Source organism: Leptothoe sp. ISB3NOV94-8A (assembly GCF_043421595.1).
GTDB classification, from domain to species: domain Bacteria; phylum Cyanobacteriota; class Cyanobacteriia; order Phormidesmidales; family Phormidesmidaceae; genus Leptothoe; species Leptothoe turfae.
In genome coordinates this window covers 3298022-3318791 of the sequence record NZ_JAXSQW010000001.1, presented here as the reverse complement: position 1 = coordinate 3318791, position 20770 = coordinate 3298022, and the positions used below count along the sequence as shown (strand labels likewise).

The following is a 20770-nucleotide window of genomic DNA, read 5'->3' as shown; positions in this document are numbered from 1 at the left end:
CAGCTAATTATAGTACGTCAATCATTGCAAATTACGTTTCCACAGTCTTAGACACGGGTTCCGTGTCAGTCTGAAGTACATTAGGTATGATTTTTAACAAGTCAGCAGAATTATAAGGTTTTGGGAGAAAGGCTTTAACGTTTTCCCCAAGGGATAATGCAATTTGCTCATTACTCGGTAAACCGCTGACCGCAATCACCTTAACGTCAGGATTAATTCTCTGCATCACTTGGATGGCCGTTGCCCCCCCTAAAGAGGGCATCGTCATATCCATCAAAACAACCTTGATATCGGTTTGATGTTGAGTATATTTGGCGATTGCATCAATCCCATCCGTTGCCACTATCACCTTATAGTTATGGCTTTCTAAAATGCTTTGGGCGATGTCACGAATAGGGGCTTCATCCTCTACAACCAGAACCCCGTCTCCTTGGCCCAACGGGAAAGAAAGGACTTCTGCTTCCACTCTCTCTTCTGCCTCAATCGCAGGCAAGTACACCTTAAATTGAGTACCCCGACCAACTTCGGTATCAACGGTGATAAATCCACCGTGACTTTGAATAATGCCGTGAACCGTGGATAACCCCAATCCAGTTCCCCCCTGAGCTTGCTTAGTGCTAAAGAAAGGATCGAAAATGTAAGCCAATTTATCCGGGGGAATGCCAGTGCCGGTATCGGTCACTATGACAACAATATAGGGACCTGCTTCCACGTCTAGATGGCTGGAGACAACGGCCCGATCAAGCTGTATATTCATGGCCGACACCGTCAATTTTCCGCCATTGGGCATCGCATCACGAGCATTGACAAAGAGATTCATAAATACTTGATGGAGCTGGGTTTCATCACCTTTTACAGAGTCAATATTTTTAGGTACATCAACAGCAATCTCGATAGATTTCGGAAATGTTTTATGGACAAAGCTCCTGATTTCTTTAATTAAATATCTGATGGATAATAACGACCGGTCACCCTCTACACCTTTTGCAAACAAGAGCATCTGGTTAATAATCTCAGAGCCGCGTTTGGCACTGCTTTTCAATATCTCAAACTCATGCTGAATGTGTTCGTCCACATCGGGTAATTGCATCGGCAAGAGATCGGCCACGCCATAGATCGGCGTCAAAATATTATTTAGATCGTGGGCAATCCCGCTGGCCAATGTGCCAATGCTCTCTAGTCGTTGAGCTCGCAAAAATCGAGATTCTAATTGCTTGGCCTGGGTGATATCAGTATTGACGGTCAGAATGGCATTGGGCTGTCCTTGCTCATCGGTTACTAACGTCCATCGACTCATCACCGTGATGGATTGGCCCGCCTGTGTCACTTGTTTTCGTTCGCCTTTCCAGCTGCCTTCGCGGATCAAAGATTGGTCAATCTCATCGTCATCTGGTGCGTCCGCATACAACAACTGATTTGCATCTTGGCCGAGCGCTTCCTCAGCAGACCAGCCATAGAGGGTTTCGGCCCCTTTATTCCAAAATGATATTTGTCCATTCATGGCCCGGACAAGAATGGCATCTGTGGTCACATCTAAAAGTGCAGCTTGTTCTCGCACCCGATGCTGGGCGAATTTGCGATCGCTAATATCCGTAATCGTGCCAACATACCCCCGGATGCCTTCCCCCTGCTTGCGCTCTGGCAATGCCTGACCAAAGACCCAGATGCTCGTTCCGTCGGGATGTTGGAAACGAAACTCTAAACGAAAAGGAATGCCGTCTTTCAATGCCGCTTGCCAGGTGGCTAACACATGATCACGATCGTCTGGATGCAAAGCGTTGACATGATTCTCCATTTGGCGGGACTGCTCCAATGTCATCCCGGTCATGTCACACCATTGTCGATTCACATAAACATAATTTCCCTGGGCATCCGTACGGAAGATGCCAACGGGAGAGGTTTCCGCTAAGGATTGATATTGGTGCTGGCTTTGGCGCAGTGCGGCTTCGCTTTCTCGCAAAGCATGCTCTGCCTGCTGTCGTTTCCGTCGTTCCTCGGCTTCCCTTAACTCCCGCTCAACAGCCGGCACCAACCGGGCAAGATTCCCTTTAAGAATGTAGTCATGGGCCCCCGCTTTCATTGCCGCAACCGCTGTCTCTTCACCAATGGTGCCGGAGACAATAATAAACGGCAGATCTTGCTGTTGGGCCTGCAGCAGCTTTAACGCCTCTAGTGCACTAAACCGAGGTAATGTGTAATCAGCAATGACGATGTGCCAATCCTGGTGATCGAGGGCCGATTGCATCTCCTCTGGCGTTTCTACCCGAACGTAATCTAGCGTGTAGCCGCCGCGACGTAGCGTCCGCAACGTTAAGAGCAAGTCGTCTTCTACATCCTCAACAACTAAAACTTGCAAATGGGTAGTCACAGGCGATTACCTTCCTAAACAGGCGGGGATTGATTCATCAATAACCAGTACATTCCAAGCTGCCGAATGGCTTCGGAAAACTGGAGAAAATCCACTGGCTTGCGAATGTAACTATTACATCCCAGGTTATAGCTATCGAGTAAGTCTTGCTCTTCATTGGATGTGGTTAAGACAACCACGGGTAAAAGTTTGGTGAGTGCTTCCCCCCGTAAGCGACGTAAAACTTCCAGGCCATTCAGGCGGGGCAGCTTAAGATCCAGCAAAATCACGGCTGGTTTAAGGCTAACATCGCGATCTGCATACGGACCTGTACCAAACAGGTAATCCAGTGCTTCGACACCATCATGGGCAACGACAACCTGATTGCCAATATGATTGCGATTGAGGGCACGGATGGTTAAAATCTCGTCATCGGGATTATCCTCTACCAAGAGAATGACTTTGTGATCAACCTGTCCACTCATACCCCAACCTCACTCTTCCGTTAACGTGAAATAGAATGTGGCCCCTTGATCCAGTGCGCCTTCAGCCCACACTTGTCCCCCATGTCGATGGATGATTCGCTGCACCGTAGCGAGGCCGATGCCATTGCCAGAAAACTCATGCATCCCATGTAATCGCTGAAACGGTCGAAATAATTTGTCGATAAAGGAGATATCAAAGCCCACGCCATTATCTCGTATAAAGTAGGCTGGGATACCGTTTTCCTGAGTAATTACACCAAACTCAATCTTAGCGTGGGATTGCTTAGAGGTATATTTCCAGGCATTATTCAATAAATTATCCAATGCCACTTGCAGCAGCGGCCGATCACCATAGGCCAGCATGCCTGGTTGAATCTCCCACTCTACTTGCCGTTCTGGGGACGCTTGCTGTAAATCGATACAAATGCGATGGGCTAATCGGCTCAGATCAACCGATCTTTTGTGCATATCGTTACGGGTCACGCGCGATAGGGTGATCAAATCATCGATCAATGCCCCCATGCGTTGCGTGGCCGAGCGGATTCGGCGTAAATAGTCCTGGCCGTTTTCGTCTAAGTTTTCCAGGCAGTCTTCTAGCAGTGCCTGGCTAAAGCCATCAATACTACGTAAGGGGGCGCGCAAGTCATGGGAAACGGAATAGCTAAAGGCTTCCAGTTCTTGATTGACAGCCTTTAGTTCAATAATGGCTTGCTGCAATCCTCGGTTCAGCGCTTGCGCCCGTTCCTCGGCTTGCTGGCGTTCGACCACTTCTGCCTGGAGACCCGTCAAGAGTTCTGCATGCTGGAGTGCAACTGCTAAGTGGCTCGCAATTTGCTGAACAAACTCGATTTCCGTTTCCTGCCACTGGCGCGGGGCCTGGCACTGATGAATGCAGAGTAATCCCCACAGGTGACGACCTTGCACGAGGGGCACCACCAAATTTGCCCGCACCTGAAACTGGGACAGGATCTGGATGTGACAATCGCTCAACCCGGCATCATGAATATCTGTGACGTTCTGGATCTGACCTTGCTGGTAATGAATAGCAAACTGATCCCCAAAGCAGTGATCATGAATTTTTTGTGCGATCGCAGAGTCAAATTCGGGGTCTACATCTTCAGAAACAAATTCCCCGTCATTCCAGTTAGTATCAGGGTAGAAACGAAACATCCCCACTCGGTCTGCGGACAGCAGTTGCCGAACTTCAGCTGCCGTCAATTTAAAGATGGTTTCTAGATCCAGAGGTTCCCGAAGCCGAGTGATCAAGCGGAATAGAGTTTGCTGCTGATCAATTTGGCAATGCGCTTGATGAACCTGCTGCTCCAACGCTTGAAATTCTTTACCTAGGAGTGCTTGGACCTGCTCCCATTCAGCTTCATCGTGACAAGTACTGCGTAATCTTGCCAATAGATTTGAGTTCATAACGCTCAGCTCGCTAATGCTTGAAGTCACTAAATGCTTAACTGAACGGCTACTTTAGCAGATCCAGGAACTGGGTTAAGTATTCAGTATCGTTATAGATAACAAACAAAATATCTTCTCTAAGCTAGGGGCGCATTTTTCAGAATCACCCGTATCGCTGAGGATTGCGAATAGACGTTGTTAGACAGACACGCTCAGCAATTTCTAATAGTTTTAAACCTACATTCAAGAAAGATTTATTCTGACCTCAAAAATACTATCTGCTTCTATGGAAAGCTTGTGTCGTGCCTGAGGCGTTGTCTTCGACAATTTGAGACACTGAATAACTCACGGCAGCTGAGCTAATGCAATGTTATCCATAGGGAATTCATTAGACCATGACACGTCTTTCTAAACTGACTTCACACTGCCTCAAAGTTGCTGGTATCGGGTTCACTAGTTTGCTGATTGCATTACCCGTAACCGCTCAAAGTACCAGTAGTCAAAGCATTACCCAGATTGCTGGCTCAAACGATTCCTTTGATGTTCTAGTTTCTCTCATGGACCATGCAGGTATTTTAGAGGCATTTAATGGCTCTAATGGGAAAGAATTCACTGTTTTTGCCCCCACCGATGATGCCTTTGGTCGTTTATCTGAGGGAACCATTGAAAGTCTCTATAAACCTGAAAACAGAGAGACTTTACTCGACGTTCTTGCCTACCATGTGATCGGTGGTAGTATTACCTCTGATCAGCTTGCTTCAGGCGCAGTGGATAGTAAAAACGGCTTACCTTTACAAGTGAATGTGGGTCAACAGGTAACAATTAATGATGCCACTGTTAGAGCAGCGGATATCACTGCAAACAATGGTGTTATCCATGCCATTGATACGGTATTGATCCCACAGCGATAGGGTTATCCCTAATCCTCGATTAAAAATAAAGAGTCTTGTAAGGGCTGCACAAAGTGCAGCCCTTATGAGCTGATTAATCCAACTTCTCCCATTGCCTGAGACCGGTACTTATTCAACCCCATATGAGTTGCTTAAGTTAAGCCGTCATATTTTACTTAGCTGCATCCCTTAATCCTTTAACTAAGCTACGGTTAAGCTATTGAATTGAATATCTTTTCAAAATCCCCATGAATAAAGGCATTCCTTACCAGGGACTGCCAATGGCGCTATGCCCTCCCCATGCCACCACACGAAGCCCAGGAAATTTAGGGCAGTTGTCCCCTGGACTAACGGTGAATTTGTATGTGAGGATGGGGAAATGATTCCAACAAAAAGATCTCTAACCGCTATCCACGAAGCTAGCCACTGCTGCCTGTATACGGCTTTCGGCGTCGTGATCAATGGAGTCAGAATCAATCCTGACGGAACCGGGCGAGTCCATCGCTACAACTTCGAGCCGCCACAGGAACCGCTTCCATTGATGATCAATGCTCAAAATGGAGCTATATCGATTGCAGGCGTTGTCGGTGAAGCCATTCACGAACATGGAGAAGTCGAGCTCAATGCCATACTGACGAAGTTGACGTTTGGAGGTGGCCAAAGCGACTACGACAGGATACAACAATGCGGCGTTGATCATCTGATTGAGGCGTTGATGACATTTTCTTCTTCTGCTCTTATGGAGCATTGGGGCAAGGTCTTGAGGTTAGCGGCTAGATTGGACCAGGTGCAATATCTAGACTCAGATGAGATATCCAGTGAACTGCCATACGTGTGTGATGTCAGTCGCTATTCAGCCCAGTTACAGAAGGAGATCGACAGTTGCAGTACCAGATGGCCGTGGAATCCTTCTATAACGAGGGGACTTATGCGTGTGTCGTCTGCATTGCTGAGGTGAGGGTTGTGGTGTGGCTGATGGCTTTCAAAATGTGGCGGTGTTACGCCATTAAAGCTCTCCTATTTTTGGGATTGAGCACATTTCTAGTCACTGGTATGCAGTCCTCCGCCGTATCTGGCGAACGCTCAATCTTTGGTGAAAGCCCCCCTGATATTGAGCGTTACTTTGGTCAATATTGGACTCGCTTGACCCTTGGGCATACCGAAGGCGAGCTCAACGTAACGTATACTTACAGCCCTGGACAAATAAGATCTTTTTTCAGCAATGCAGAAGACTTAAGATTGTCAGTGGGGTTTATCAATGATCAAGCAGTGAGTGTTCGCATCCACCAAGATGGTGCAGGGTTCAATATTCCATTAGAGCGATTCGAGCCTTCAGATCATTCAATGAATATCTTTGATGATGTATTTGAATCTATTTTTGGTTATCGCCCTCCTGTTACATCTCCTGTTTACCGACAAATACTTCAACCAGGATCATTGCAAGGCACACTCCATACGGTTACTTATTGCATAAGCCAGGAAATCGCCATGTCCTATGAATGGATTAGCACAGAAGATTACATCTGGTTTATCCGTTTTTTCCAGGAACCTGCTTGTGTTTGAATAGGACGTTGCCGAATCTGGAGATGCTTTAAGTCGAAAGTTTTACGGATCCCCTGCTCAGTGGGTTGAAGTGGAAGGACCATGATGCATATCAGAAAAGCTTAGAGCAGTTGGTCAGGGATTTGAAGGCGTCTTTGGCAGCTAAGGGATGATGTGTATGCTTCCTAAAATGGCCAGCAAACCGCCAATGTCAATTTTTGGTGAAGATTAAACCACACAACCCTCTAGAGAAATCGTGAATCTCCTGATGTCTACAGTTAGAAGATCACACTACGATGGGTATAAATATCGGCAATCAAAATATCCCCACGTAAGGTAGGGATGACTATAGATACGCTCCCACATCTATGTCATCCCTTGAGTTAATGGCGTCTTTATTTATGTTTCAGTCGTTAGGCACTTGGAGATTTTATAATATGCGTAACAGCTTTAGGCTGCTTCTGGGCTGCCCAATCATTGCAATACTAGTCGGAACAGGTAATGCTCAGGCAGGAACAATCATACTAGATGACTTTTCAGTCACACAAGATGTTGGACTTCTAGATATTTCTGGGTTTATACCCTCTAGCAGTCAGACTGGTCCTAGTAGCAGTATTTTAGGTGAATTTCGGGATCTAGAAGCATTAGGAAATGCAGACAATTTTCTGGAAACCCGCTTAAGAGTAGATAATGGTGCACTCAGTTTTAGTAATAATGTAGGCACTCTTGGAGCTGGGTTAATTGTTTGGGATGGTAATGACAATCCGACTACAGTTGATTCAACAGGCTTAGGTGGGATTGACATTACCCAAAGTGGGGGTATGGGCCTAGACGGGATTTTTCTAGATATTCTCTCCGCTGATCTTGCTGGCTTAGAGCTTGCGTTTACAGTCTATGACACCAATAACAATACCTCAAGCCTTGCCCAGCTGTTTGACACACCTGTTTCCAGCTCCTCTCCCTTAACCGCAGGATTCCTCTTTTCTGACTTTGTTGGCAATGCTGATTTCACCAATGTGGGTGCCATTGAGCTAGCGATTGCCGGTCCTGAAGAAATCGATGCTACCATTGATTTGATTGAGATTGGCCCATCTGAATCAGCTGATGTACCAGAGCCCACGGTCTCTCTCTTTGCCTTAGTAGGAATCTCTATGCTTGGCGGCAACTCCCTTAAGCGCAAGACTCAGCAATAACCGTCAATCATTGCCCAGTCGAATCTTTTGCAAGAATGACGCGATCGGGACCCTATTGTATTGGGTGTCTCGTAGGTGAGTGAATATTGGTAAAGCCACCTCTGGTGCTCAATGCTTCAGGGGTGGCTTTGCTTTGTGACAGATGGGAATGCAGAATATTGATAATGAAACAAATACAGTAGCCCTCGACCAGTTCAGCGAGGCGCGCGATCGGGGGGTGGGGATCCCATTATTGAAGCCACATTTAAGCCATGGATTTTTCGAAGCTTGAAAAGCATTGTTAATCAAGGCATTTCTTACCAGGGACTGCCAATGGTGGTGAAAGAGGCCCAAAAATAGGGGTGAGAAAAGAGGCGACTGTCGATGCTGGCGATGTCATCTGGCAACGACAGGGTCCCGCCTGACCAACTTAGCTCACCGTTTTCTACGGTAATGTCGCCGTTGAGCATGGCTAACTGTGCCTGGCGTAGGGCTTCGGCCTTGATAGGCTCGGTTTGTAGGCTGGTATAAAACTGGGTCATTAGCCCTGCGGTGCCGACATCGTCCACTTTCCAAAGACTGGCGATGGCTGTTTTCACACCAGCTTGTACGGCTAGACCAGCAAAACCTAGTTCAGCTTCTTCATTGCCCAGGGCGGTGCGGCAGGCGCTCAGGACCATCAACTCCACAGCCGGGTTGTTTAGGCCCAGAGAGCGTACCTGATCCAGGGTGAGCCGCTGATCCCAAAACTGGATGTAGGAATTGTCGAGACTGCCTGCTTTGAACTCACCATGGGTGGCTAAGTGCACGATACCGTAAGGTTTGCGGGCTCGATTGGCTACCAATGAATCGGGGGTAAAGGTTTCATTAATAACAAAATCACCGGGCCACAGTTGTTCGGCAATGGTGCTGAGCTCAATGGGGACTGCCGGCAGTTCAGGCTGATCGGCAAATTTGGCAGCTCCCATGGCTAAGACTTCGGCTTTGCGTACATCTACATAGCGTAGATCGGTGAGGCTAACGCTGGGCATCAGACCCACACTATAGCGTTCGATCAGAAACTGTTCCCCATCATGGAGGGCGGATACGGGCAGCGATCGCAACCCCGGCGGCATCACAAAGGCTAGATTGGTAATCCCCCGGCGGGTTAATGCCTCTTCCAGGGGCTCAATTATCCACCTATGGAGCTGTTGAGCTGAGCTAAGATAGGTGCGTGTCCGTACCCGACCAGGGTTGACAACATGATTGCGGAAGCGGTCAGCGGTTTTCTGGACTTCTTCCTGTGGGACTGGCAGCGTTCTTAAAATGGGTGGGCCATCGGGGGTGATGACCACCAGCTCTAGCACATCAGTAGACTGGATTTCCTGATCTGCCTTTGGCAATACGTCAGAATAATTACCCGTCGAGTCCGCTGGGACAAAAGAAATATAGATAATGGCTGGAGGTTTGCCCGTTTTCTCGGCAATGAGGGATAGCTCCATCTGCACCTGGGGCAGATTGGGCACGGTCAATTCGTCTGTTTCTAAGTTGAGATACTCTCGAAATTCGTCGGTATAGTTGTTCTCATTGCGCAAAATCGCTTGCTGTACCCCAGACAGCAGCTGGGGATCCACAGCAATTAAGGTCCCTGGATCATCTTCCTTAAATACATCGGGGCCAGGACGGTCAGTCTTGCAGTCCACGGTACAGGCATCGACTTCCGGGAAATTGTCCCGGTCAGGTTCCTCAGTTTCTGGGTCTGGATCGGGGTCCGGGTCCGGATCGGGGTCCGGGTCCGGCGGCGGCTCGACTGGAGCCTCTCCCGTTAAAATGGCAATGGCTCCTGCTCGTACATCTTCTAAAAATGACTGAGTTGGCTGTAGCTCACTATCTCTGGCAACGATGGCTCCAGCTGTACCATTCACCTCAGCATTACCAATGACAAAGGGGGTAACCCCGTTGCCGCCATGGGTGATTGTAACTTGGCCTGCACGACTCCGAACGCTACTCTCAATCGTTTCTCCTTCGCCTTCTCCACCTTCGTCAAAAAAGATACCTGATGCCCTAAACAATTCAGGTGTTGTAACGGTGACATTGTTGTTGGCGATCAAAGCATCAACTTGAATATCGTTGTCACTCAGTAGGGTCAGCCGATCGTTGACGTCGAGAAGCGTTGAGATGGAGATACCAACAGCGTTGTCTGTACTGTTCCCCGTAATCTCTAAAGACCCATTAAGAACATTCAGATCACCATCTATTAACACGCCGACATCACTGGCACTCTCACCTGTGATGAAGACACCGTCACCGGTTCGAATAGATGAGTTGTCTCTTAATTGCACGCCATTGTCAGTACCAGAGATGCCTTCAAGGGTCACTGACCCACCTGAGAAGACTACTTCAGAAAACAGATCAACGGTTGAAATGCTAGTATTGCTATCTAAAGTAATAGCCGATGAATCTGCTCCAGCCAGGTTTGTGCTGTTGGCCTCGATAACAAGGTCGCCCCCCGCCGTGTTGATTTCGGTAAAGAGCCCGGCTGCCGCATTAGGACTACTGACAACAACTTGACCATTGCCGGTATTGTCAGTGTCTGCTAGCAAATTAACATCAATGGGAGCACCAAAGGATAAGGGCGCAATACTAGCGTTGATAAAAATGCTGCCAGCCGCTTCTAGGTTGAGGGCGTTGGTCTGTCCACTTTCATTGGAAAAGTTGTCAAACAATAAATCACTGAGCAGCGTAATATTGCCTGCTTCGTTTCCTTCAGTGCCGGTTGTTACGGTGACGTCGCCATTTCTCAGAGCATTAACTAGCAGGTTGACGTTTAATCGGGCTGGGGAAGATAACGGACTAAAGGCCTCACCTTCACTAAATTCGGTGGTGGGAAAATCTCCAATCTCCACATTGAAGGGGTCAATCAGCCAAAGTCCCGCTTGCCCTGCGGGTGCTGATACATCGGGGGTATAGTTACCCAGGGTCAACCCTTGACGACCGCTAGTTTCAATCAGGCCGCCATTCCCCCCATTAGGCCCCCCCAACGCTAAAAACTGCCCCAGGGCATTGGTTGTCTGATCGCTCCAGATAATAATTTCACCACCATCGCCATTGACGGTGGCGCTGGCATCCAAGACGGAGTCGGCACTAACGTAGGTGATCTGGGCATTGGGCAATGGTCCCCGTCCTTTATAGCTGCCGCCAATGCGAATAACCCCACCACCATCGGGTCCGCTGACATTGAGAAGACTGTTGACGATGCCGATGGTGTCGCCTAGTACGGTAATATCGTCGGCATTAACAGTGCCGTTAACAATCGTTGTCCCCAGTGTATTGCCTGATGTATTAGAAATGGCCAGATCAGGAGAACTCACCAGGCGAACGTTGCCATCGGTGTCTAGTTCTAAACTATTGGCGACATCACCAGCGCCCGTTAATAGCTCGGGCAGGGTGAGGGGTGAGAATAAGCCATCGTCGCTGGGGGCAATGTCATAGCTAAGGATGGCCCCATCTGGATTGAGGCGAATCAGCTGTTCTCCAGGGACAGATGCGATCGCAACCTCTCCAACCGACACAGTGCCCGTGGAGATGACGGTGCCACCTGCCAAGGTGAGCGTGCCGTTTTCCCCCAGGTTGAGATCCGCTGCGTTAATCACAGAGCCAGGGGTACTAAACCGAAAGACTAGCCCCGTCGGACCGCCCACTAAGCTGGCATAGTCAGGGGTACCCAAGACATCAAAGGTAGCGTCAGCAAAAGCTAAACCATCAGCGGTTGAGATGCTTAAATCACTGGGGAGCGCCAGCGTAGCATTTTCGCCAAAAATAACCCCCGCAGGATTTAGCAAAAAGAGATTGGCCGTACTACCAGTAATTGCTAGCTGACCGTTGATAACAGATGCATTACCCCCGTTGATTCCCCCAATGATATTCACGACATTGGGTTGGGTAATAAAGTTGGCGGCTTCTGCGGCGGTTAACCCAAATTGCTCAAAGCTATGAAATAGGTTCTCTCCATCGTTAGAGGCAGTTCCTCCGGTGATTTGGTACTCACCGTCTACATTGGTAACAGCTGTACCAGCTCCATTAGGCACAATGGACTGAGCCCAAACATGGCTCTCCCCCATCAACAGACTACCGATGATGAGGGCTGCACAAGTTTTGGTATGTGCCATAGTTCACGCCTCCAGCTAGGCCATCTCACACCATGACAATCTTCGGCGCACTCCGGGATTTTACCGGAATGTCCCTGGTCAACTATATGAGGGCCTTGTGAACTTACGTGGTATCAATGTGAGGAACAAGGCTTTTTATACGTCACGCAGGTACCCATTTTGTTGATACCACTGAACCGTGTCGTTGATGGTTTCTTTAAATGGGCGATAGGACGTCTTTAGACCTTTAGCAGCTTTGCTAGCATCAAACCACTGTCTCGACAGCATTATTCTGATCATATCCCCTGGAATAAAGGGCTTTTGGCCTTTAAGGCGTCCCAGGAGGTTTTCTATAAATGCCCAGATACGGACGGCAAACCGAGGTAGTTTTTTCTGCGGTACAGGCTGCCCACTGATTTCAGATAGGTTGCTCATAATTTCATTGACCGAGTAATATCCCCCGGTCACCAAATAGCGTTCATTGGGTTGTCCTGAGTAGACAGCCGACAGCATGGACATGGCTACATCACGGGCATCCACAATGGGAAAGCCACCACTGGGAATCAGTGAAGCCTTACCTTTCAAGTAATTAAGGATAAAGCGCCCCATTTCTGTCGGTGCGGCATCGTACGGCCCCATCATGCCAGCGGGCAAAATCAGCACAACCGGCAAATCATGGGTCTTCAAAAAGTTAGAAATGGCTTCTTCAGCCAGTAGCTTACTCTTAAAATAAGGGTTCTTATGGTTAAACTCCTGGAATGGTGTTGATTCATTACTGGGAGCGCCACCCCGAATAATGCCGACACAGCCGCAGGCACTGCTGACATATATCACCTTGGAGACGCCTGCTTTATCAGCCGCCTCAAGCAGTTTGATGGTTGCATCTACATTAATGGCTTTGAGCTGCTTCCAATGATCGCCATAATCGAAGGATTCTCGAAAATATGAGGCTGTATGGAAGACGACATCACATCCCTGTAGGTAATGGGAAAATTCATCAACTGCCTGCATATCTCCTTGGATCACCTTCAGACTAGGGTGCTCATCCAGGACCTTACTGGCCTTAGTTAGCTCGCGTGTTAACGCAATAACCTCAAACCCCTGGCTCAATAATAATTTTGTCAGGTTGCTCCCAAGCAGACCGGTACTGCCAGTTACAAACGCTTTCATAAAAACTCCTATATCTGGATAAACTGGCTGGATATTGAATAATGCCCTTCTGGAGCAGGGATTACCGAAGTGACTAGATGTTTCAAGTCTAGGCGGTATCTGTTTAAAGCACGGGTATGGCGCAAATCCCTAGCCAATAATTTTCACGATTCTATTCACCAGAACCATATACAAAGTTCACGACTCATGATCCGTTTCACTATAAATTTATTGCTTTACTCAATTTAATTATTGGGGGGCAGTATACATAATTACAGATGGCACCGTAGGTAAATGGTTCCTAGAAATGTATAGCATCCATTCCCTGGAACGAATCTACGCCATTTGTCGTTTGAACTCCTGCCACAATTCAGTAATGCCTATCATTCTATTCGGTCAAAACATCTTGGAGTAATGGTGCTAATTCATCCTTAAGTTGCCCAGCCCGAATTAACTCTGCATAGGTATCTGATTCAATGGCCAATAGCTCCTCCTTTACTTGTTCCGCTGCAAATGTCTGTAATTCAGGATGCTTTGTTTGCATCTTTTTCATTTCTTCTTGCAATTTCTTTACTTGCCCTTCCACTAGGGCTAATTGATAACGGCCAAATTCGTTATCAACTTCTTGTCGTTCCATCAGTTCTTTGATGCGACTGATGACTCGGTTTAGGGCTACTCGTCGGGCCACCCCTTGCATATACTCTTGCCGTAGGGGCTGATCTCCTAACAGGTTAAGGGCTTCTAACAGAGGCTTTGTTGTTAACCCCTGCACCAACAGCGTGAATAGCATGACCCCAAAAACAATCGAGATAATCTCTTCTCGCTCGACGAGTATGGTTGGGACACTCAGGGCCAATGCTACTGATACGGAGCCCCGTAACCCGCCCCACCAGAGGACTGTTTGATCCTGCCAACCAATGTCTGTGTTGTCGGGGGTAACCATATTGCTAAAAAAGCTCAGACCAAACACACTGATTAAACGAGCTAAGAGCATGCATGCGATCGCAATCAAAATCGAGTCTAAGTAATTGCCCAGACTGCTGAACTGGACCTGATCACCGATCAGTAAAAATACGATTGAGTTGACGAAAAATGCCAAAAACTCCCAAAATTCTGAAACGACCAATCGGGTGCGGGGGTTCATGCCGATACGTGAGCCAAAATTGCCTAAAATCAATGCGGTGGTCACTACTGCAATGACGCCAGACCCCCCCAATTCCTCAGCAATGATGTAGGTACCATAGGCCGATACCAGGGTTAACGACTGCTCCACCAAAGGCAGGTCAAAACGTTGAGTTAAAAACGAAATGCCAAACCCAATTAAGGCTCCGGTACTCACGGCAATACCGGTGAATACCAAAAACTGAGCAATCGTAACGGATAGATCAAATTGCTCTATACCCAGGGCAATACCCAACACAAGATTGAAGGCAACAACAGCCACACCATCATTAAAGAGACTTTCTCCCTCCATCAGTGTGGTGAGTCGTTTATTAACCCCTAACTCTCTAAATAAAGCAACCACCGAAACCGGATCTGTTGCCGATAAGCTTGCTCCTACCAGTAACGCCGTTGCCAACGAGGCCCCTGCGAAGTTGATCAATCCCCAAAGTAGTGCGCCGATGCAGATGACCACACCAATAACGGCATAGAGCACAATGGGTACCCAGTCGCGCTTGAGGTTTTCCCATTTAATATTCCAGGCCGCTTCAAACAGGAGTGGCGGCAGGAAAATAAATAAAATTAGCTCAGGGGACAGGTTAACCAGGCGCACATTAAGGACCGCCAACCCTAAACCGACCAGCAACAGCAGTAGGGTGTAGGGAATATTCCGCAGCCAACTGACTACCCGCGACAGTGTAGCCACCCCTAAAGATACTGAGAGCACCAGTAAAAACTGGCGTAGATTCTCTTCGATGGCTTCATTTTCAGTTACCAGGTCTACAGCGGTAGCAGCAGTGGCCAAAACACTGTGCACAGGCAAAGCGCTATCTAAGAACATGGTGAACGAGTCCCGTTGATCAGGCTACATCATATAGCAAATAGCCTGATACATCAGGAAAATCAGCCGATTGGCATATTGAACGAATTTTTACCTGTATTCAGCACAAGATCCAGGCCTTTGGTCTCGCTCAGAACGAAATTTTGTGGGGCTCGTAAAGGCCCATGAATCTTTAATGTTGGTTTGCTTAGCACATGATTCAGGATGCTGACGACTGTTGTGATCACTGGACATCTTGATAAGGAAAACATCGTTCTTTTAGGTGCCCCAGTGAACCCAGCCTAAACCTATATTTCTCCTTAAATTTATCGCCTTCAGTTTGTAAAAAAGCCCCTATGACCTCCTCTCTGCCTAACACCAAGTCTGATAACCGTCAGCCCATGGGGCAGCAGGTCCCCATGGATGAGACATCGATTGTCATTTTTGACAGTCGTGTGGATGACCTGTCACTGTTGCTAACTGGTCTGCGACCCGGTGTTAGCGCCCACGTCCTTGACCCAAATCGTGATGGCATTGAGCAGATCAGTGAGCTGATATATCAGCGGCCAACGGCAGCGCTCACCCTGGTGGCCCACGGTGCTCCCGGCGAGCTACAGCTAGGTGCAGACAAACTGGAGCTAAGCAATCTGGGCCAGTATGCTCGATATCTCCAAGGCTGGTTTAGAAATGCGGATGCTTCACGGCTAACCCTATTAGCGTGTCAGGTGGCTGCAGGCGACGCTGGTATGGAGTTTGTCAGCAAACTGGCTGCATTAACGGGCGCTGTTGTCACTGCCTCAGCCCAGACAGTGGGCAATGGGCAATGGCCGCCTGTTGCTGCACAAACCTTCCAGCAACAGGTGTTTGACACCTATGCAGCTACCCTGGTGCTCACATTTCAGCAAGATATTAAAGATGGTGACATTGGCGATGGCGATCCAAACCTGAATAGACTCTTTGGTACATCCGGAGTAACCGTCAGCCCCGATGGGACCCAGGTGTTTGTCACCAGTGCAGTTGATGCTTCACTGACCGTATTTAATCTGGACGCGTTTGGCAATCTGAACTTTAGCCAGGTTATCCGAGATAGCTTTGAGGTGGAGGAACTGTTTGGCGCTTTTGGGGTAACGGTAAGTCCCGATGGCAGTCAAGTCTTTGTGGCCAGCACTGGGGATCATTCCTTAATGGTGTTTAGTCGTGATGGTGATGGCAATCTCACGGAGCAGCAACTACTGAAAGATGGCCGTGACGGTATTAAAACCCTGGAAGGGGCCATTGATGTAGCGGTTAGCCCGGATGGTAGCCAAGTCTTTGTGGTCAGCTTAGTGGACTCTGCCATTACCGTATTTGACCGCGACGAGACTGGTAATCTGACGTTTCGCCAAGCCATTGCCGACGGTATTGGGGGAGCGGCTGAACTGTTTGGAGCGTCAGGTGTGGCCATTAGTCCAGACGGCAGTCAGGTTTTTGTTACCAGTCGAGATGATGCTGCCATTACTGTTTTTAATCGAGATGCGTCTGGTAATTTGACCTTTCGCCAAGCGATTAAGGATGGTCAAAACGGTGCCGAACAGCTATTTGGGGCCTCAGGTGTAGTCGTCAGCCCTGATGGTAATCAGGTGTATGTTACCAGTGCTGTGGACGCCGCCATCACTGTCTTTGATCGCAATGCCGACGGCACCCTGAGCTTTGCGCAAGTGGTCACTGATGGTGACAATGGTGCTGAATTATTTGGTGGCACCCAGGGAACTGGTATTCCTGGTGTTAGCGGGTTTACGGGTGTTACCATCAGCCCCGATGGACGGCAGGTATTTGTCACTAGTTATGGTGACAATGCCATAACAATTTTTGACCGTGACACCAATGGCCGCTTAACGGTCAATCAAGTGATTCAGGATCAAGATGGTGTGAATGGTGCTGATGAATTAGCAGGCGCTATTGGCGTTGCTGTTAGTCCTGACAATCAGCAAGTCTTTGTGGTAAGTGCGGCTGATTCTGCCTTGACAGCGTTTGATCGAGACCTGGCTCCAAATTTGCTGAGCATTGTACGCCAAACGCCAGCTACGCCAGTAACTAATGCAGATAGTCTGGTGTTTCGTGTCACCTTTAGTGAGAGCATTCAAAATATTACGGCTGCTGACTTTAATGTTACGGGTGGCTCTACAGCGACAGTCACAGGTATTACGGCTATTAGCGCCACAGCCTATGACATTACTGTTTCTGGTGGGAATCTTGCCAACTTTAACGGTACTGTTGGGCTAGATCTCTCGGCTAGTCAAGATATTACCGACCCCATTGGCAATGCATTGCCTACCACTGAGCCTGAGACCGATGAGACGTACACTCTAACTAACGACACAACAACACCCAATAATCCTCCGCTGTTGACGCCGGTATCAGGTTTAGAAATTACTGGACTGGGCAGTGACAATACTATACGCCTGCATGTGGACAAGGTGAATATCTCTGAGGTGGGTGAGATTCGGATCTTTGATATAGAGGGTACCAACCGTACCCAAATAAGCAGCTTCTTTCTGCTGGAAGGTGGCCAATTGCCTGAAGCCTACATACCTGCCTTTAGTATTGATGCGAACCGAGTGAAAGAGGGACAGTTGTTAGAGTTTCAGTTAGTGGTCAATGGTACAACCCATCTGGCGACAGCAAAAACAATTACCGCTACGGAAGTTTCTCTCGATTTTGGTGAAGGCACCCAATTCACGGTGGAAACATTCACCCAAACCGCAACAACAAATCTGTTAGTCAATGATGCCGCTGCCATTGACCTCACTGGCCAAACAGGGTTAGTCAACGTTGACTTTAAGATCTATCGTGAAGCAGCGATGGATAATATGGTGGGTTTTTATGCTACTGACTTAATTGATGGCGGTATTCGCGACACGTTAACCGGCAATATTCTGCGACCGGGAGAGGCTGGATATAAAGAAGCGGCTTTAGCTAATCGTTTGGACGTGGAACTTACCAGTGAGAATGGCCAGGCAAGTATGTTCTCTGTAGAGATTACCGCTGGTGGGTTCTTAGGAATCTTCTTAGTGGCGGGTGGCGGTGATCCAAGCACAAACGACGTTTACTTTAGCCATGCTGGGGCGAATGACAGCAGTAATGACCATGCCAGACTACTAGGAGATAACACCTTTGGCTTTGAAGACTTGAGCGGTCTGGGTGATCGGGACTTTAACGATATGGTGGTGGAGTTTACGGTCATTTAGTTGGATAGATCACGTGACCATCGACATGGTTCAATGGTGACCTTTGATAGATTGCAAATAGACTTAGGCCCAATAACGTAGGGGTATAAATTAGAGCTACTCCCATGAGTTTGCAGTTGCCCCAATCCTCTGAGTGTATTTCTCTCCCTCAGGTAGAAACCACTTTCAAGCATCCAGCGAAACATCGCCTCGCCCAAAGTGCCGCAGGCCTCCTCATATTCAGCTTGCTCACAGGGGGTAGTTATCTGCTCTATCGACAGTTTGTGCTGGTACCAAAGCAGCAGGAACAGACGCAAACGCAGACAGTGACCGTTGAAACCGCGACGCTCCCAATTACAGTGGTGGCCAACGGAACTGTTGAGCCTGAGCAACTGACCAATGTCAGCCCTAAAACCTCAGAGCGTCTGGAACAAGTGACTGTTGCTGAGGGTGACGCGGTAGAAATAGGCCAAGTTTTAGCCTATATGGATGATTCTGATCTCCAGGGGCAACTGATGCAGGCCCAGGGACAGCTCGCCTCGGCCCAAGCGAATTTGGCTATGCTCGTCGCTGGTAACCGTCCCCAAGAGATTGCCCAGAAGGTGATTATGTCTCAATTATGGGAGCCTCAGGTTCCGGGAAATCTACCCTGATGAATATTATCGGCTGTCTGGACCGTCCGTCTGCTGGCCACTATGTTCTAGAAGGACAAAACTTGACCACGCTAAGCAACGAAGGTCTGGCCTATATTCGCAATCAGCGCATTGGCTTTGTATTCCAGCAGTTTAATCTGCTGTCTCGCTCAACCGCATTAGAAAATGTCATGCTGCCGATGGTTTATGCGGGGGTGAGTCGTCGTCAGCGGCGAAAACAAGCAGAATTAGCGTTAGTTCGAGTAGGATTGGGCGATCGCATGGGTAATCGACCCAGCCAACTCTCTGGGGGACAACAGCAGCGGGTTGCGATCGCACGCGCCCTCGTCAATCGACCAGCATTAGTCCTGGCTGACGAACCCACGGGTGCACTCGATACCCAAACGTCTTACGAAGTAATGACGCTCCTTAGCGAACTCAACAGCCAGGGAATTACCGTCATCATTGTGACCCATGAGCCCGATATCGCCGCACAAACCCATCGTATTATTCATGTGCAAGATGGTCTGCTTCAAAGAGAACAAGAAAACTAGCTTCTTTGGGATTTTACAAAATTTTAACCACTTTGTTGTTTGGGACAGGGTCTCCTGAAAGGACCTACCGTGTATACATAAGTCGGAGAGCTGGCTCTAGATTTCGAGCCCTCATCCCCCAACCCCTTACTCCCTGAGGGAGAAGGGGGGTCTAGTCTCAAAGTCCTTCGCCCCCAGGGAGAAGGATTTAGGATGAGGGCCAATTCAAGGCTATGTCTACCTTTTGGGACATTATCTTCTAGATGTGTATACACAGTAGCCTAGAAGGACACCCCTCACATCCAATCATTAGTGCTCATAAGAAAGATTCGCCTGCTGGTGTACAAAGTATCATCGACACGCTAGCTGGATACTTTGGCCGCCTGCTGGGCAAGGACAAATGCACCCACGATACCCGCTTTGCCACCAAGCTTTGGCGGAACGATGTAGGCATCAATGTCATTCATAATCCTTGGCACTTTGAGATAGGCACTCATCTGTTGACGCACTTGCAAACGGATCAGCGGAAACAGCTGCATTTGCTCCATCACACCTCCACCCAGGATGATCCGTTCCGGTGAGAACATGAGCATAAAGTTAACCAAGCCCACCGCCAAATAGTGGGCTTCTAGTGCCCAGGCTGGGTGGTCAATCGGAAGCGATGCCGCCTTCTGTTGCCAACGTTTTTCAATGGCAAGTCCAGAGGCCAATCCTTCTAAACAATCTTGGTGAAACGGGCAAGCTCCCGGAAACGGATCGGCAGATAGATCGTGGGGAATCTGAATATGACCCATTTCAGGATGCAGCAACCCGTGCACCAGTTGACCATTGACGACTGCGCCACCGCCAATGCCTGTCCCTACGGTTAAATACAAAAAAGTCTCAAATCCTTGACCATTGCCCCAATGGTACTCACCTAACGCCGCCGCATTAACATCTGTGTCAAACCCAATCGGGGTTGCCAACTCACGCGTTAGAACCCCGGCCAACTCGATCTGTTGCCAGCCTAGCTTGGGGGTATCGAGAAACCAGCCAAATGTAGGTGAATCAGTATGGATATCAACCGGACCAAACGCGCCAATTCCAATTGCTGTTAACGGTCCAAGTTGTGATATTTGTTGACGAAAAAAATCGATCACTTGAGCAATAGTCTCTGCTGGAGTTGTCGTTGGAATCCGCATCTCTGCTCGCAGATCGTCAGGACTCGTTCCCACTGCACAGACAAACTTGGTACCGCCCGCCTCGATTGCTCCAAAAAGTGACATTGCCGTTTCCTTTTGAAAATACGCTCACTATATAACT

The 20770-nt window shown here is 48.4% G+C and carries 13 protein-coding genes and 1 pseudogene; 7 read left to right on the top strand and 7 right to left on the bottom strand.

Annotated elements, in window-relative coordinates; all coding sequences use genetic code 11:
* Positions 1-31: 31 nt before the first annotated feature.
* From SPB21_RS14055 to SPB21_RS14045, 3 genes are read right to left on the bottom strand one after another with little or no spacing between them, the layout of a single operon-like run.
* Positions 32-2368, bottom strand: coding sequence for a PAS domain-containing hybrid sensor histidine kinase/response regulator (locus SPB21_RS14055; RefSeq protein ID WP_499062286.1), 2337 nt, complete (start codon positions 2366-2368; stop codon positions 32-34).
* 14 nt (positions 2369-2382) lie between these two features.
* Positions 2383-2832, bottom strand: coding sequence for a response regulator (locus tag SPB21_RS14050; protein ID WP_163670198.1), 450 nt, complete (start codon positions 2830-2832; stop codon positions 2383-2385).
* 9 nt (positions 2833-2841) lie between these two features.
* Positions 2842-4254 (bottom strand): GAF domain-containing protein, encoded by a 1413-nt coding sequence (locus SPB21_RS14045; protein ID WP_163670196.1) that lies wholly within the window; start codon positions 4252-4254, stop codon positions 2842-2844.
* Between the two features lie 377 nt (positions 4255-4631).
* Here SPB21_RS14045 and SPB21_RS14040 point away from each other — a divergent pair, with 377 nt between their 5' ends.
* From SPB21_RS14040 to SPB21_RS14025, 4 genes are all read left to right on the top strand, one after another.
* Positions 4632-5147, top strand: a complete 516-nt coding sequence (locus SPB21_RS14040) for a fasciclin domain-containing protein (RefSeq protein WP_163670188.1) — start codon at positions 4632-4634, stop codon at positions 5145-5147.
* A gap of 268 nt (positions 5148-5415) precedes the next feature.
* Positions 5416-6084 carry a hypothetical protein gene (locus tag SPB21_RS14035; protein WP_499866926.1) on the top strand — a complete coding sequence of 223 codons (669 nt, stop codon included), beginning with the start codon at positions 5416-5418 and terminating at the stop codon, positions 6082-6084.
* Positions 6085-6179: 95 nt separating this feature from the next.
* Entirely contained in the window at positions 6180-6689 is a 510-nt protein-coding gene (locus SPB21_RS14030; RefSeq protein WP_499866925.1) for a hypothetical protein, read from the top strand.
* A 416-nt stretch (positions 6690-7105) separates the two neighbouring features.
* On the top strand, positions 7106-7861 hold the full coding sequence (locus SPB21_RS14025) for a PEP-CTERM sorting domain-containing protein (RefSeq protein ID WP_163703242.1): 756 nt from the start codon (positions 7106-7108) through the stop codon (positions 7859-7861).
* 296 nt (positions 7862-8157) lie between these two features.
* On the opposite strand, the gene SPB21_RS14020 is transcribed toward SPB21_RS14025, so the two are convergent.
* From SPB21_RS14020 to SPB21_RS14010, 3 genes are all read right to left on the bottom strand, one after another.
* Positions 8158-11988, bottom strand: coding sequence for a CHAT domain-containing protein (locus SPB21_RS14020; RefSeq protein ID WP_499866923.1), 3831 nt, complete (start codon positions 11986-11988; stop codon positions 8158-8160).
* A 135-nt stretch (positions 11989-12123) separates the two neighbouring features.
* The gene (locus SPB21_RS14015; protein WP_006514935.1) at positions 12124-13137 is read right to left on the bottom strand and encodes an SDR family NAD(P)-dependent oxidoreductase; all 1014 of its coding nucleotides are present in this window, start codon (positions 13135-13137) and stop codon (positions 12124-12126) included.
* 367 nt (positions 13138-13504) lie between these two features.
* Positions 13505-15118, bottom strand: coding sequence for a cation:proton antiporter (locus SPB21_RS14010; protein ID WP_499866921.1), 1614 nt, complete (start codon positions 15116-15118; stop codon positions 13505-13507).
* Positions 15119-15453: 335 nt separating this feature from the next.
* Between SPB21_RS14010 and SPB21_RS14005 the strand changes: the two genes are divergently transcribed.
* From SPB21_RS14005 to SPB21_RS13995, 3 genes and pseudogenes are all read left to right on the top strand, one after another.
* Positions 15454-18324 carry a DUF4347 domain-containing protein gene (locus SPB21_RS14005; RefSeq protein ID WP_499866919.1) on the top strand — a complete coding sequence of 957 codons (2871 nt, stop codon included), beginning with the start codon at positions 15454-15456 and terminating at the stop codon, positions 18322-18324.
* 104 nt (positions 18325-18428) lie between these two features.
* Positions 18429-18956 carry a hypothetical protein gene (locus SPB21_RS14000; RefSeq protein WP_499866917.1) on the top strand — a complete coding sequence of 176 codons (528 nt, stop codon included), beginning with the start codon at positions 18429-18431 and terminating at the stop codon, positions 18954-18956.
* Positions 18902-19489: pseudogene (locus tag SPB21_RS13995) on the top strand (ABC transporter ATP-binding protein); the annotation flags it as partial. The gene SPB21_RS14000 and the pseudogene SPB21_RS13995, both read left to right, overlap by 55 nt.
* 341 nt (positions 19490-19830) lie before the next feature.
* On the opposite strand, the gene SPB21_RS13990 reads toward SPB21_RS13995, so the two are convergent.
* A complete protein-coding gene (locus SPB21_RS13990) occupies positions 19831-20733 on the bottom strand; it encodes an ROK family protein (RefSeq protein ID WP_499062277.1) in 903 nt (300 codons plus the stop codon).
* Positions 20734-20770: the final 37 nt, after the last annotated feature.

Coding starts and splice junctions, on each gene's coding strand:
- SPB21_RS14045 (WP_163670196.1), bottom strand. CDS start 4,254: ATGAACTCAAATCTATTGGCAAGATTACGCAGTACTTGTCACGATGAA.
- SPB21_RS14000 (WP_499866917.1), top strand. CDS start 18,429: ATGAGTTTGCAGTTGCCCCAATCCTCTGAGTGTATTTCTCTCCCTCAG.
- SPB21_RS14030 (WP_499866925.1), top strand. CDS start 6,180: ATGCAGTCCTCCGCCGTATCTGGCGAACGCTCAATCTTTGGTGAAAGC.
- SPB21_RS14050 (WP_163670198.1), bottom strand. CDS start 2,832: ATGAGTGGACAGGTTGATCACAAAGTCATTCTCTTGGTAGAGGATAAT.
- SPB21_RS14040 (WP_163670188.1), top strand. CDS start 4,632: ATGACACGTCTTTCTAAACTGACTTCACACTGCCTCAAAGTTGCTGGT.
- SPB21_RS14020 (WP_499866923.1), bottom strand. CDS start 11,988: ATGGCACATACCAAAACTTGTGCAGCCCTCATCATCGGTAGTCTGTTG.
- SPB21_RS14010 (WP_499866921.1), bottom strand. CDS start 15,118: ATGTTCTTAGATAGCGCTTTGCCTGTGCACAGTGTTTTGGCCACTGCT.
- SPB21_RS14015 (WP_006514935.1), bottom strand. CDS start 13,137: ATGAAAGCGTTTGTAACTGGCAGTACCGGTCTGCTTGGGAGCAACCTG.
- SPB21_RS14025 (WP_163703242.1), top strand. CDS start 7,106: ATGCGTAACAGCTTTAGGCTGCTTCTGGGCTGCCCAATCATTGCAATA.
- SPB21_RS14005 (WP_499866919.1), top strand. CDS start 15,454: ATGACCTCCTCTCTGCCTAACACCAAGTCTGATAACCGTCAGCCCATG.
- SPB21_RS14035 (WP_499866926.1), top strand. CDS start 5,416: ATGCCCTCCCCATGCCACCACACGAAGCCCAGGAAATTTAGGGCAGTT.
- SPB21_RS13990 (WP_499062277.1), bottom strand. CDS start 20,733: ATGTCACTTTTTGGAGCAATCGAGGCGGGCGGTACCAAGTTTGTCTGT.